This is a genomic window from Pseudomonas sp. 22072 (assembly GCF_052046095.1).
In the GTDB taxonomy this organism is placed as follows: domain Bacteria; phylum Pseudomonadota; class Gammaproteobacteria; order Pseudomonadales; family Pseudomonadaceae; genus Aquipseudomonas; species Aquipseudomonas paracarnis.
Map to the genome: position 1 here is coordinate 77,679 of NZ_JBQEQE010000006.1, position 14,059 is coordinate 91,737.

8 protein-coding genes are annotated in these 14,059 nt (G+C 61.4%); 4 read left to right on the top strand and 4 right to left on the bottom strand.

Annotated features, from left to right (window positions below; all coding sequences use genetic code 11):
* Positions 1-291: 291 nt before the first annotated feature.
* The 4 genes from aceE to msrA all read left to right on the top strand — a co-directional run bounded on the left by aceE (position 292) and on the right by msrA (position 8,425).
* Positions 292-2,937: a pyruvate dehydrogenase (acetyl-transferring), homodimeric type gene (gene aceE / locus ACTJLA_RS08295; RefSeq protein ID WP_003187985.1), complete on the top strand. Its 2,646-nt coding sequence runs from the start codon at positions 292-294 to the stop codon at positions 2,935-2,937.
* Between the two features lie 11 nt (positions 2,938-2,948).
* The gene (aceF, locus tag ACTJLA_RS08300) at positions 2,949-4,595 is read left to right on the top strand and encodes a dihydrolipoyllysine-residue acetyltransferase (RefSeq protein WP_127880475.1); all 1,647 of its coding nucleotides are present in this window, start codon (positions 2,949-2,951) and stop codon (positions 4,593-4,595) included.
* A 416-nt stretch (positions 4,596-5,011) separates the two neighbouring features.
* Positions 5,012-7,705 carry a putative bifunctional diguanylate cyclase/phosphodiesterase gene (locus tag ACTJLA_RS08305; RefSeq protein WP_034125612.1) on the top strand — a complete coding sequence of 898 codons (2,694 nt, stop codon included), beginning with the start codon at positions 5,012-5,014 and terminating at the stop codon, positions 7,703-7,705.
* A gap of 72 nt (positions 7,706-7,777) precedes the next feature.
* Positions 7,778-8,425: a peptide-methionine (S)-S-oxide reductase MsrA gene (gene msrA, locus ACTJLA_RS08310; RefSeq protein WP_014716620.1), complete on the top strand. Its 648-nt coding sequence runs from the start codon at positions 7,778-7,780 to the stop codon at positions 8,423-8,425.
* Positions 8,426-8,552: 127 nt separating this feature from the next.
* On the opposite strand, the gene ACTJLA_RS08315 is transcribed toward msrA, so the two are convergent.
* The 4 genes from ACTJLA_RS08315 to putP form a co-directional block, all read right to left on the bottom strand.
* Entirely contained in the window at positions 8,553-9,389 is an 837-nt protein-coding gene (locus ACTJLA_RS08315) for a 23S rRNA (adenine(2030)-N(6))-methyltransferase RlmJ (RefSeq protein WP_014716619.1), read from the bottom strand.
* A 97-nt stretch (positions 9,390-9,486) separates the two neighbouring features.
* Positions 9,487-10,212, bottom strand: a complete 726-nt coding sequence (locus tag ACTJLA_RS08320; RefSeq protein ID WP_220382811.1) for a DUF4123 domain-containing protein — start codon at positions 10,210-10,212, stop codon at positions 9,487-9,489.
* Positions 10,212-12,233 (bottom strand): type VI secretion system Vgr family protein, encoded by a 2,022-nt coding sequence (locus ACTJLA_RS08325; protein ID WP_057975418.1) that lies wholly within the window; start codon positions 12,231-12,233, stop codon positions 10,212-10,214. The genes ACTJLA_RS08320 and ACTJLA_RS08325 overlap by 1 nt, the downstream gene beginning before the upstream one ends.
* A 217-nt stretch (positions 12,234-12,450) precedes the next feature.
* Positions 12,451-13,935 (bottom strand): sodium/proline symporter PutP, encoded by a 1,485-nt coding sequence (putP, locus tag ACTJLA_RS08330; protein WP_034125609.1) that lies wholly within the window; start codon positions 13,933-13,935, stop codon positions 12,451-12,453.
* Between the last annotated feature and the right edge of the window lie 124 nt (positions 13,936-14,059).

Sequence of the window (14,059 nt, forward strand, 5' to 3'; positions counted from 1 at the left end):
TGAAATTAAATTAATCTTGGCAGGCAATATCAAAGTTTCACCTTTTCTTGTTCGCAATAGACCAACAATAACGATTATGCTCACCAGCAAGACCGAGCCATACGCTCAGTCTTGTGTAGTTTTACTACTCGTATATACATTCGAAAGGCTGAAATGGCCGACGATTTGTAGTAAAACTACAGGACGCCGAAGCAACCTTCGGCCATCCAAGAATTTATGTCGTCTGCCCACAAGGCCAGTCGCAAACTTCAGGCAACCGATTCTGGTAGCCTTTCCGCCCTGGAGCAAGCCATGCAAGACCTCGATCCCGTCGAAACCCAGGAATGGCTGGACGCCCTGGAATCGGTTCTCGACAAAGAAGGCGAAGACCGTGCTCACTACCTGATGACCCGTATGGGCGAACTCGCGACCCGCAGCGGCTCGCAACTGCCTTACGCCATCACTACGCCATACCGCAACACCATCCCCGTTACCCACGAAGCACGCATGCCTGGCGACCTGTTCATGGAACGCCGCATTCGCTCGCTGGTACGTTGGAACGCCATGGCGATGGTAATGCGCACGAACTTGAAAGATTCGGACCTGGGCGGTCACATCTCCAGCTTCGCTTCCAGCGCAACCCTGTATGACATCGGCTTCAACTACTTCTTCCAGGCCCCGACCGACGAACACGGCGGCGACCTGATCTACTTCCAGGGCCACACCTCGCCAGGCGTCTACGCCCGTGCGTTCATGGAAGGTCGCATCAGCGAAGAACAAATGAACAACTTCCGCCAGGAAGTCGACGGTCAGGGCCTGTCGTCCTACCCTCACCCTTGGCTGATGCCTGACTTCTGGCAGTTCCCGACCGTTTCCATGGGCCTTGGCCCGATCCAGGCGATCTACCAGGCACGCTTCATGAAGTACCTGGAAGCCCGTGGGTTCATCCCGGAAGGCAAGCAGAAAGTCTGGTGCTTCCTGGGCGACGGCGAGTGCGACGAACCGGAATCCCTGGGCGCCATCTCCCTGGCCGGCCGCGAGAAGCTCGACAACCTGATCTTCGTCATCAACTGCAACCTGCAGCGCCTCGACGGCCCGGTTCGCGGCAACGGCAAGATCATCCAGGAACTCGAAGGCGTGTTCCGCGGTGCTCAGTGGAACGTGACCAAAGTCATCTGGGGCCGTTTCTGGGACCCACTGCTGGCCAAGGACGTCGACGGTATCCTGCAACGCCGCATGGACGAAGTCATCGACGGCGAGTACCAGAACTACAAAGCCAAAGACGGCGCTTTCGTCCGTGAGCACTTCTTCAACACGCCTGAACTCAAGGCGATGGTTGCCGACCTGTCCGACGACGAGATCTGGAAGCTCAACCGAGGCGGCCACGACCCGTACAAGGTCTACGCGGCGTACCACGAAGCGGTCAACCACAAAGAACAACCGACCGTCATCCTGGCCAAGACCATCAAGGGTTATGGCACCGGTGCCGGCGAAGCGAAGAACACCGCGCACAACACCAAGAAAGTCGATGTCGACAGCCTGAAATTGTTCCGCGACCGCTTCGACATCCCGGTCAAGGACGAAGAGCTGGAGAACCTGCCGTTCTTCAAGCCGGAGCCAAACAGCGCCGAAGCCCGCTACCTGAGCGAGCGTCGCAGTGCACTGGGCGGTTTCGTGCCACAGCGCCGCGCCAACAGCTTCAGCGTACCGACGCCAGACCTGAGCACCCTCAAGGCTATCCTTGACGGCTCGGGCGACCGTGAAATCTCCACCACCATGGCCTTCGTGCGCATCCTGGCGCAGCTGGTCAAGGACAAGGACATCGGCCCGCGCATCGTCCCGATCATCCCGGACGAAGCCCGTACCTTCGGTATGGAAGGCATGTTCCGTCAGTTGGGCATCTACTCCTCCGTCGGCCAGCTCTACGAGCCAGTCGATAAAGACCAGGTGATGTTCTACAAGGAAGACAAGAAGGGCCAGATCCTCGAAGAAGGCATCAACGAAGCGGGCGCCATGAGCTCCTTCATCGCTGCCGGTACTTCGTACTCCAGCCACAACCAGCCAATGCTGCCGTTCTACATCTTCTACTCGATGTTCGGCTTCCAGCGTATCGGCGACCTGGCCTGGGCCGCTGGCGACAGCCGCACCCGTGGCTTCCTGATCGGCGGCACCGCCGGCCGCACCACGCTGAACGGCGAAGGCCTGCAACACGAAGACGGTCACAGCCACATCCTGGCTGCCACCATCCCGAACTGCCGCACCTTTGATCCAACCTACGGCTATGAGCTGGCGGTGATCATCCAGGACGGCATGAAGAAGATGACCGAAGAGCAGCAGGACGTTTTCTACTACATCACCGTGATGAACGAGTCCTACCAGCAGCCAGCCATGCCGGCCGGTGTGGAAGAAGGCATCATCAAGGGCATGTACCTGCTCGAAGAAGACACCAAGGAAGCGGCGCACCACGTACAGCTGATGGGCTCCGGCACTATCCTGCGTGAAGTACGTGAAGCGGCGAAGATCCTGCGCGACGAGTTCAACGTCGGTGCCGACGTATGGAGCGTCACCAGCTTCAACGAACTGCGTCGCGATGGCCTGGCCGTAGAGCGCAGCAACCGTCTGCACCCTGGCCAGAAGCCAGCCAAGAGCTACGTCGAAGAGTGCCTGGCCGGCCGTAAGGGTCCAGTCATTGCCTCTACCGACTACATGAAACTGTTTGCTGAACAAATTCGCCAGTGGGTCCCGTCCAAGGAATTCAAAGTCCTGGGCACCGATGGTTTCGGCCGCAGTGACAGCCGCAAGAAGCTGCGTCACTTCTTCGAAGTCGACCGTCACTTCGTGGTGTTGGCAGCCCTGGAAGCCTTGGCTGACCGTGGTGAGATCGAACCCAAGGTGGTGGCTGACGCCATCGTCAAGTTCGGGATCAACCCGGAAAAACGCAACCCACTGGACTGCTGAGGAGATTTTTTGTGAGCGAACTCATTCGCGTACCTGACATCGGCAGCGGTGAAGGTGAAGTAATCGAGCTGTTTGTGAAGGTCGGCGACACCGTCGAAGCCGACCAGAGCATCCTGACCCTGGAGTCGGACAAGGCGAGCATGGAAATCCCTGCTCCCAAGGCCGGCGTGGTCAAAAGCCTGAAAGTGAAGCTGGGCGACCGCCTGAAGGAAGGCGACGAACTGCTGGAGCTGGAAATCGAAGGCGCTGCTGATGCAGCCCCTGCGGCCGCGGCTCCGGCCGCCGCTGCACCTGCACCTGCTGCTGAAAAGCCTGCCGCTGCCGAGGCTGCTCCAGCCCCGGTCGCTGCACCGGCCGCCGCGACCGTCCAGGACATTCACGTCCCGGACATCGGTTCGTCGGGCAAGGCCAAGATCATCGAGCTGCTGGTCAAGGTCGGCGACACCGTCGAAGCCGACCAGTCGCTGATCACCCTGGAGTCCGACAAGGCTTCCATGGAAATCCCATCGCCGGCAGCCGGCGTGGTGGAAAGCATCGCGGTCAAGCTGGAAGACGAAGTCGGCACCGGTGACTTCATCCTCAAGCTCAAAGTACAAGGTGCTGCGCCAGCCGCCGCACCAGCACCGGCTGCTGCTCCGGCTGCCAAGGCTGAAGCGGCACCTGCCGCTGCTGCCCCTGCTCCGGCCGCAAAAGCCGAAGCTGCGCCAGCCCCTGCGGCTGCTGCGCCTGCGCCAAGCGGTGCCAAGGTTCACGCCGGCCCAGCCGTGCGTCAACTGGCCCGTGAATTTGGCGTCGAGCTGAGCGCTGTTGCAGCCAGCGGCCCTCACGGCCGTGTGCTGAAGGAAGACGTGCAGGTTTACGTCAAAGCCATGATGCAAAAAGCCAAGGAAGCTCCGGCTGCCGGCGGCGCTACCGGTGGTTCGGGCATTCCGCCGATCCGCACCGTGGATTTCAGCCGTTTCGGCGAAATCGAAGAAGTGCCGATGACCCGCCTGATGCAAATCGGCGCGGCAGGCCTGCACGCCAGCTGGCTGAACATCCCGCACGTGACTCAGTTCGACCAGGCCGATATCACCGACCTGGAAGCGTTCCGCGTTGCGCAGAAAGCCGTGGCCGAGAAGGCCGGCGTGAAGCTGACCGTGCTGCCACTGCTGCTCAAGGCCTGTGCACACCTGCTCAAGGAACTGCCGGACTTCAACAGCTCGCTGGCGCCAAGCGGCAAGGCGATCATTCGCAAGAAGTACGTGCACATCGGCTTTGCGGTCGACACCCCGGATGGCCTGCTGGTACCGGTCATCAAGAACGTCGACCAGAAGAGCCTGCTGCAACTCGCTGGCGAAGCGGCTGCGCTGGCTGCCAAGGCCCGCGACAAGAAGCTCACCCCGGACGACATGCAGGGCGCTTGCTTCACCATCTCCAGCCTCGGCCACATTGGCGGCACTGGCTTCACGCCAATCGTCAACGCGCCGGAAGTGGCGATCCTGGGTGTGTCCAAGGCCACCATCCAGCCTGTGTGGGACGGTAAAGCGTTCCAACCCAAGCTGATGCTGCCACTGTCGCTGTCCTACGATCACCGTGTGATCAACGGCGCCGCGGCTGCGCGCTTCACCCAGCGCCTGAGCCAGTTGCTGAACGACATCCGCACCATCCTGCTGTAAGTCGCAGGGCCTTCCTGTTGCCGGGAAGGCCCTTGCCACACCGATTTCCGAGCGCCACGCTCGTACCTCAACCCCGCCACTTGGCGGGGCTTTTTTTGCCTGTATTTTGTAGGAGCGAGCTTGCTGTGGCGAGGGAGCTTGCTCCCGCTGGAGTGCGAAGCGCTCCCAAGATTTTGGGGCCGCTGCGCAGCCCAGCGCAAGCAAGCTTGCTCGCCACACGCAAGCACCCTACCTGCGTCAACGCACCACCGATCACCCCAATTACAGAAATCCCTTGCGCGGCCGATAACAGGCTTATAGCACTTAGCCTTCATCCTCTCTTGTCACTGCGTCCTGCATGATGCAACCTTGCCGCAGTCGACAGTCAAGAGGGCGTGAGCCCAGCGCAGTGCGCATTTTCCCAAGCGAGTTTCCCCATGAAAAGCCAACCCGATGTCGCCCGTATGGCGGCCGAGGTAGTGACGCAATTACCGGTGCCTTCGCGCCTCGGTATGCTGCGTTTCGAGCGGCTTAATGAGGCAAGCTGGGCCCTGCTCTACCTCGATCCCAACTGCGAACGCCAGTTCGGCCTGCCGGCGGTTGAACTCTGCGCCTTGATCGGCACGCCCTACGCCAGCCTGATGGAACCCCAGGCGCGCTACCAGTTGCACGATGCGATCCAGCAGCAACTGGCCCACAGCCCCCATTATCTGGTGCGCTACAACCTGCACACCCATGACGGCCCGCTGAGCGTGCTGGAGATGGGCGAGGCCTACAAACAACATAACCGCCACCTGGTGCGCGGCTACCTGATGGTGGTCGAGGGGCTGTTCAGCGAGACCAGCGCACCCGCCCCGACGGTCGACCTGGAAAACCAGAACAGCCGCCTGCAAATCGCCCTGGAGCTCAACCAGCGAGCGCAGCAGGAGCAGTTGCAACACCTGGAGCGAGTGCGCGCCCAGCAAGAACTGATCCTGCTGCTGGCGCGCCAACGCTACACAACGCCAAATTCCCTGCAAGAAGCCGCTGAACTCATCACGCGCAGCGCCTGCGACATTTACCAGATCGACTGCGCCAGCATCTGGAACCTCGAAGGCCATCATCTGGTACCGATCTCCGCCTATCACCGCGCCGATCAACAACACCATCTGCCTGAAGCCATCGATGCCAGCGGCTTCCCGGATTACCTGGAAGCCCTGCACTCCAGCCGCGCGATCGACGCCACCCACGCCCTGCGCGACCCACGCACCCGGGAAATGGCTGAAAGCCTGCGCGCCAAGGACATCCACGCGATGCTCGACGCCAGCATCCGCGTCGACGGCCAGGTCGTCGGCGTGCTGTGCCTGGAGCAAGGTGGCAGCCCACGCGCCTGGCAGTCCGATGAAATCGCGTTCGCCGGCGAGCTGGCAGACCAGTTCGCCCAGGTCATCAACAACCACAACCGCCGCACTGCCACCAGCGCCCTGCACTTGTTCCAGCGCGCCGTGGAGCAAAGCGCCAACGCGTTTTTGCTGGTCAATTGCGACGGCGTGGTGGAGTACGTCAACCCCAGCTTCACCGCGATTACCCAATACAGCGCCGAAGAAGTCCACGGCCATCGCCTGGCCCAACTGCCAGCTCTGGAGAACCTCAGCGAATTGCTGTTCGACGCGCCTTCGGCCCTGGCCAAAAGCAACAGCTGGCAAGGCGAGTTCAAGAGCCGCCGCAAGAACCTGGAACCGTACTGGGGCCAGCTGTCGATTTCCAAGGTGTATGGCGACAACCGCGAGCTGACCCACTACATCGGCATCTACGAAGACATCACCCAGACCAAGCTGGCGCAACAGCGCATCGAACGCCTGGCCTACACCGACAACCTGACCAACCTGGGCAATCGCCCCGCGTTCATTCGCAACCTCGACGAGCGCTTTGCCCGCGACAGCGACAGCCCGATCAGCCTGCTGTTGGTGGACATCGACAACTTCAAGCGCATCAACGACAGCCTCGGCCACCAGACTGGCGACAAGTTGTTGATCAGCCTGGCGCGCCGCCTGCGCAACAGCTTGAGCAGCGGCGGCAGCCTGGCGCGTTTTGCCAGTAACGAATTCGCGGTGCTGTTGGACGATGCCGACCTTGAGACCGGCCAGCAGGTGGCCAGCCAGTTGCTGACCACCCTCGACAAGCCGATGTTCGTCGACAACCAGTTGATCAGCGTAACCGGTTCCGTGGGCCTGGCCTGCGCGCCGCTGCATGGCCGCGACCCGCAGACCCTGATGCGCAACGCCGGCCTGGCCCTGCACAAGGCCAAAGCCAACGGTAAGCACCAGGTGCAAGTGTTTACCGAAGCGCTGAATGCCGAGGCCAGCTACAAGCTGTTCGTGGAAAACAACCTGCGCCGTGCCCTGACCCAGAACGAGCTGGACGTGTTCTACCAGCCCAAGCTATGCCTGCGCAGCGGTCGCCTGCTGGGCATGGAAGCGCTGTTGCGCTGGAACCACCCGGAAAAAGGTATGATCCGCCCCGACCAGTTCATCAGCGTGGCTGAAGAAACCGGGCTGATTATCCCCATCGGCAAATGGATCGCGCGCCAGGCCTGCCGCATGAGCCGGCAATTGACGGCCGCAGGCCTGGGCAACTTGCAGGTGGCCATCAACCTGTCGCCCAAGCAATTTTCCGACCCGGACCTGGTGGCCTCGATTGCCACCATCCTCAAGGAGGAACAGCTGCCGGCCAACCTGCTGGAGCTGGAGCTGACCGAAGGCTTGCTGCTGGAAGCCACTGAAGATACGCGCCTGCAACTGGACCAGCTCAAGAGCTTTGGCCTGACCCTGGCGATGGACGACTTCGGCACCGGTTACTCGTCGCTGAGCTACTTGAAAAAATTCCCCATCGACATCATTAAGATTGATCGCAGCTTTATCCATGAAATCCCGGACAACCAGGACGACATGGAAATCACCTCGGCGGTGATCGCCATGGCCCACAACCTCAAACTCAAGGTCGTGGCCGAAGGCATCGAAACCGCTGAGCAGTTGGCGTTCCTGCGCCGGCACCGTTGCGACGTGGGCCAGGGCTACCTGTTCGACCGCCCGATCCCGGGTGCCGAGCTGATGCAGAGGCTTAAACGCTACCCGCGCGGGCCAATCGCCTGACAGCGCTGTAACACTCGGGCACACTGGCTGTCTGACAATTTACTGTTACTCAACCTGACGAGAGGACTGATCATGGTCTTGCGCTCGGAAATTCTGGTGAACAAAAACGTGCTGCCTACTCAAGAACAAGCGTTGCCTGGTCGTGAAACCCCGATGAAGTTACCGGAAACGCACTTCGTCAACGGCAACCCACTGCTGGGCCCGTTCCTGGATGACGTCGGCTTTGCGATCTTCGGCCTGGGCTGCTTCTGGGGCGCAGAACGCAAGTTCTGGCAGCGCGACGGCGTGGTCAGCACCGTGGTCGGCTACGCCGGCGGCTTCACGCCTAACCCGACTTACGAAGAAGTCTGCTCGGGCCTGACCGGCCACAGCGAAGTGGTGCTGGTGGTGTATGACCAGGCCAAGGTGAAATACGAAGACCTGTTGAAGATGTTCTGGGAACTGCACAACCCGACCCAGGGCATGCGCCAGGGCAACGACATCGGCAGCCAGTACCGCTCGGTGATCTACGCCACCACGCCGGAGCAATTGGCGGCGGCCAAAGCCAGTGCCGAGGCTTATCAGCAAGAGCTGAGCAAGGCCGGCCTGGGTGAGATCACCACAGAAATCGAAGAGGCCCCGACGGTGTACTTCGCCGAGGCGTATCACCAGCAGTACCTGGCGAAGAACCCCCAGGGTTACTGTGGGATCGGCGGCACAGGCGTGACCTGCCCGATCTGACCCTTGTGCCATGATCATTCCCACGCTCCGCGTGGGAATGCCGCCCTGGACGCTCCGCGTCCGCTTTTAACATCGTGACGCGGAGCGTCACAGGCTGCGTTACCACGCGGAGCGCGGGAACGATCGGTTACTCGGCGATCAGCCAATCCATCTGCCAGCCACCCTGGGTCTGGCCCAGTTGCTTGGACAACCATGGCAGCAATTCACGCAATTCCTCTTCCAGGCCCCACGGCGGGTTGGCAATCGCCAGGCCCGAGCCGGTGAGGGTGTTGGGCGTGTCCAGCGGATGCACCAGCAACTCCACACGCAGCAGCTTCGGCGCACCGGTACCGGCCAGGTCCTGGTAGAAACGGCGCAACATGCGCTGGTCTTTCACCGGGTACCAGATCGCCGCGACCGTCTGGCGCATACGGCTGACGGCTTCCTTGAGGGACGCTGCGCAACGCTGCATTTCGTCGAGTTTTTCAAACGGCGGGTCGATCAGCATCAGCCCGCGCTTTTCCGGCACCGGCAGCAAGGCCCGTGGTACATGCCAGCCCTCGCCCAGGTGCACTTTGACGCGGCGATCACCCTTCATGTTGTCCTTGAGCAGCACGCCATCTTCCGGGTGCTTCTCATTGAGCAGCACACGGTCCTGGGGCCGTGTGAGGCGGCGCGCCAGTTCCGGCGAGCCCGGGTAGTAGCGTAACTGGCCATCCGGGTTCATCTCGTGCAACACGCGCATGTAGTCGGCGGTCAGCGGCGGCAGGTCGCTTGCGCCCCACAGGCGGGCGATGCCTTCCAGGTACTCACCGGTGCGGTTGGCCTGGTCGCCCTGCAAGTCATACAAGCCAATGCCTGCGTGAGTGTCGAGGTAGGCGAACGGCTGTTCCTTGCGCGACATCAGGGCGATGAGGCGGGTCAAGGTCAGGTGTTTGAAGACATCGGCATGGTTGCCGGCGTGAAAGGCGTGACGATAATTCATGGTTGCTCCTGCGCAGGGGGCGAAGTTTACCTTCTACCGGTGCAAAGGTGCAGGGCCGCATGGCGGGCGGCACGGAAGTGACTCTATCGCCAGGGGCTCAACTGAGCTGCGAGGCAAGGTAATCAGCCAGTGCACCATGGCTGATTTGCGGCCTGCGTGCGAAGTAGGCGACTTTATGCTGCAAGGTTGCTGGCGTAAACGCGGTGTAGAGGTCAGGGCGCTGTTCCTGGAGCCATTGCAGCAGGTTGTCGACCAGCACCTGTGGAGACTGTTGAGCCATATGCTTGAGCAACGATGCCGGTACCTGCCACCAGGGGCTGACTGGGGCCGCAGTGACTGGTTTGGCCGCCACCGACAGCGGCTGGCCGTTGATCAAGTAGCGCTGGAACACCGGTAGCACGCCCCCGGCCCCGTCGCCTAATGACTGCAACATCGGCAAAAGGTGCGCGCCGTCCCAGAAACGCAAAAACACCGGTTGGCTTTCCGGCAGGTACACCTGGGTCAAACCCTTCAAATGCGCGATCACCACCTCCAGCGGGCTGGACGAGACCGCCAGCCAGCCCCAATCCGGCGCTTGGGTGGTGGCTATCCAATCGAGAAAGGCACTGCTCGGCTCAACGACGCCAACGTAGGGCATGACCTCATCCCAGTCAGCGTAGGCCGTGTCCGCCCAGATCGGTCGCGGCATCTTTGCAGCGGCCGTGGCTTGCCAGGCGGCGAGCGGCTTGGCGTCGCTGGCATTGCCCAGCACGGCGTACAGCTGTTCATCAGGCTGCAACGGGTATTGCGCCAGCCAGGCATTGGGCGTCAAGAGCGCGGGCATCAGGACGCACTCCGTGTATGGGCGTCGATGTCGCATTGGCCGTTCTTGCAGCGCTCGCATTCTTCGCAGAACGGCGCGCTGCGTTTGAGGCTGAACACTTGTGCACGGCTTAACGGCGCGGGAACCGCTGCCAATACAGCCTCTTTCAACCCAGGCATTAACGGCGCCGGCGTCGGGGCAGGCGCGCTGCCGAGCTGGATCGGCACACTGCTGAAAATCCCGCCCGCTGACAATGTGATCGACTGCCCGCCCGCCTGGATCGTCACGCTGGCACCCGCATCAATGATGATGCTTTGCCCGGCCCCCAGCGCAATGATTTGCCCGGCACGCATGTGCTGCGAACCGCCAACCACCAGATGGTCATCCTGCTTGAGCTCGGTCAAACGGTTGCCGTGGGTGATGCGCTGCTCCTGGCCCTGCAACTCATGGCGCGACTCGCCGCCCACCTGCACGCGACGCTGGTTATCGACCTGTACCTGTTGGTCGTGCAACACATGCTGGGTCCAGTCCCGCTGGGCGCGCAGGTAGATTTCCTCGGCACCCTTGCGGTCCTCGATACGCAGTTCGTTGTAGCCACCACCGCCAGGGCTGCTCTGGCTACGCCAGAGACTACGGGTCTTGTCCGCGGGCAGGTCGAGGGGCACAGGCGTGGCGGCGTTGGGCAGGCACCCCACCACCAGCGGCATATCCATGTCGCCATTGACGAACCCCACCAGCACTTCCATGCCAACCCGGGGTATCAGCACCACGCCATAACGGTCATGGGCCCAGCCACTGGCGACCCGCAGCCAGCAACTGGAATGGTCGTTGTGCTCGCCGACACGATCCCAGGCCAGTTGCACCTTGACCCGGCCGTATTCGTCACAGTGAACCTCACTGTCAACCGGGCCGGTGACCACTGCACTTTGATATCCCGATACCGTCGGGCGCGGCTGCTCCGGCAAGGGCGGACGAAACACCGCATCCCATGGCGCGGCGACAAATGCGTTGCGATACCCTTGGCGCAGTTCCCCTCCGTCCTCCTCGGTGACCGCTTCCTCCAGCACCTGAGGCTGCTTGCCTTCATGGCGCACCTGCGTCACCAGCCACAGGTCGTTCCAGTCCTCACGGGGGTGCTCACGCAACTGCAGAAACCGGCCACTGGCCAACGCCGGCTCATCGCCCTGGCCATGGGCACTACGATAGTCGCTGCGGTACCGCTCCAGGCCACGCTGGGCGAGGCATCTGCCTTGGGCTCGGTCGGAAAACTTGCCGGGGTAGTGCTGCGCTTCAAGCTTGGGCAATGACTTGTCGACGGCTGCGCTTTCCAGCTCGACATGGGGTTTGCGAAAGTCGTAATCGCGAAGATTCAACGCCGTGGTGCAGGTCGCCAATTGCAAGGTGAAGCGCTTGATCGCAGGGTTAGCGGCGACCATTCCCGAACCAGGCCGGTACGGCGTGGGCTGATCTGCCTGGGCAAATACGGTCTGGTCATCGCCAAACACCAGCAGATGCCCTGCGGGGGAATGCTGGAAGTGATAGTGAATACCCAGCTCGGCACACAGGCGCTGGATGAACGCCAGGTCGCTCTCGCCGAACTGCACGCAATATTCACGCTCCGGGTAATCACCGCTCAACCGGAACTCAAAGCGATCACTGTGAATCCCCTGCCCTGCCAGCACCTGAGCAACAATCTGCGGCACCGTCTTATGCTGAAAAATGCGCTGGTGGCTGCTGTGTGCCAGGTACGCCAGATGCGGCGCAAGGCTGAGCTGGTAACGCGTCAGGCGCCGGCCCGAGTCGCCCTGGGCAACCCGATACACCAGGCCGTGAACGCCATGCCCCTGATCGTCGAAGCCCAAGTACACCTGGCGATGCAGCAAGCCCTCCAGGTCGATATCCGGCTGCTCGCTGACCAGCTCAAGTTCAAAACGATAGGGCTGGCTGATGGCCTCGGTGCCGTCGAACGCGAACACCTCGAAATCACTCGGCGCCCCATCCAGGGCCAGGGTAAATGCAGGTTGGTTGGCAGGAGCGAACATCCGGTGTTTCTCTGCGAAGGGTGGGCGGTCGATTCTGCACCAGCCGTTCGCCTTGCCGAGCGCTGCCTCGGCAAATAAGTAAGGTCCTACGTGAGCACCGCTGGAACCCACGAGCATCGACGGCAATTGCACCAATCAGCCCACACAAAAAAAGGCCCAGTGTCCTTCGGACGTGGGCCTTTCTTGTTCGTTCAGCAGGCGTTAAACGCCCAGCGAATTACTTGTTCAAGTTGTAATCTTTTTCCGCAGCATCAAAACGCTCGACCATGCCCACCGTCGGTGCGCCCATCTTGCTCACGAAGTAGATCGCCAGGCTGGCGAAGATGAAGCCTGGGATGATTTCGTACAGGCCCAGCAATTCGAAGTGCTTCCACACGATCACGGTGATCGCGCCGACCAGGATGCCGGCCAGGGCGCCGTTGCGGGTCATGTGTTTCCAGATGACCGAGATCAGTACCACGGGGCCGAAGGCTGCACCGAAACCGGCCCAGGCGTAGCTGACCAGGCCCAGTACGCGGTTTTCCGGGTTGGCGGCCATGGCGATGGCGATCAAGGCCACTACCAGCACCATGATGCGACCGACCCATACCAGCTCAAGCTGGGAAGCGCCTTTGCGCAGGAACGCCTTGTAGAAGTCTTCCGTCAGGGCGCTGGAGCACACCAGCAGTTGGCAGCTCAGGGTGCTCATCACAGCCGCCAGAATGGCCGACAGCAACACACCGGCAACCCATGGGTTGAACAGGATTTTGGCCAGCTCGATAAACACACGCTCTGGGTTTTCAGTCACCGGGCCCGCCACTTCCGGGTGCGCCGAGAAGTAAGCGATACCGAAGAAGCCCACCGCCACGGTGCCGCCCAAGCACAGGATCATCCAGGTCATGGAGATGCGACGCGCCTTGGCGATCGACTTAACCGAGTCCGCCGCCATGAAGCGCGCGAGGATGTGCGGCTGGCCGAAGTAGCCCAGGCCCCAGCCCATCAACGAGATAACGCCGATGAAGGTGGTGTTTTTCAGCATGTCGAAGCTGGTCGGGTCCTTGGCTTCAATGGCCAGGAAGGTGGTGTCTACGCCGCCGGTGGCCAGCAGCACGATAATCGGCGTGAGGATCAGCGCGAAGATCATCAGCGTGGCTTGCACGGTGTCGGTCCAGCTGACTGCCAGGAAACCACCGATGAAGGTGTAGGCAATAGTCGCCGCAGCACCGGCCCACAGCGCGGTCTCGTAGGACATGCCGAAGGTGCTTTCGAACAGGCGGGCGCCGGCGACGATGCCGGAGGCGCAGTAGATGGTGAAGAACACCAGGATCACCACGGCGGAGATGATCCGCAGCAGGCCGCTTTTATCTTCGAAGCGGCTGGAGAAGTAATCCGGCAGGGTCAGGGCGTCGCCGTTGTGTTCGGTCTGCACGCGCAGGCGGCCGGCCACGAACAACCAGTTGAGGTAGGCACCGACGATCAGGCCGATGGCAATCCAGCTTTCCGACAGACCGGACATGTAGATCGCGCCCGGCAAGCCCATCAACAGCCAGCCGCTCATGTCGGAAGCACCGGCGGACAAGGCTGTCACCACGCTACCGAGGCTGCGACCGCCCAGGATGTAATCGGAAAGGTTGTTGGTGGAGCGATAGGCCATCAGGCCGATCAGCACCATTGCTGCGATGTAGATCACGAACGTGATCAGGGTTGGATTACTAACGCTCATAGGAGTGACGCCCTGGCTTTGTTTTTATGTAGCGACGGTCATGGGGACGGCCACCCGTGGATAACCGGATAGACGAACCTGCATGCCGCGCATTTATGACTGGCGTTTCCCCAGGAAAGCCGCC

What these genes read in the sequence shown, in the direction of transcription:
- ACTJLA_RS08325 (WP_057975418.1), bottom strand. Translation starts at nt 12,233, where the DNA reads ATGTTCGCTCCTGCCAACCAACCTGCATTTACCCTGGCCCTGGATGGG.
- putP (WP_034125609.1), bottom strand. Translation starts at nt 13,935, where the DNA reads ATGAGCGTTAGTAATCCAACCCTGATCACGTTCGTGATCTACATCGCA.
- ACTJLA_RS08315 (WP_014716619.1), bottom strand. Translation starts at nt 9,389, where the DNA reads ATGAATTATCGTCACGCCTTTCACGCCGGCAACCATGCCGATGTCTTC.
- aceE (WP_003187985.1), top strand. Translation starts at nt 292, where the DNA reads ATGCAAGACCTCGATCCCGTCGAAACCCAGGAATGGCTGGACGCCCTG.
- ACTJLA_RS08305 (WP_034125612.1), top strand. Translation starts at nt 5,012, where the DNA reads ATGAAAAGCCAACCCGATGTCGCCCGTATGGCGGCCGAGGTAGTGACG.
- msrA (WP_014716620.1), top strand. Translation starts at nt 7,778, where the DNA reads ATGGTCTTGCGCTCGGAAATTCTGGTGAACAAAAACGTGCTGCCTACT.
- ACTJLA_RS08320 (WP_220382811.1), bottom strand. Translation starts at nt 10,212, where the DNA reads ATGCCCGCGCTCTTGACGCCCAATGCCTGGCTGGCGCAATACCCGTTG.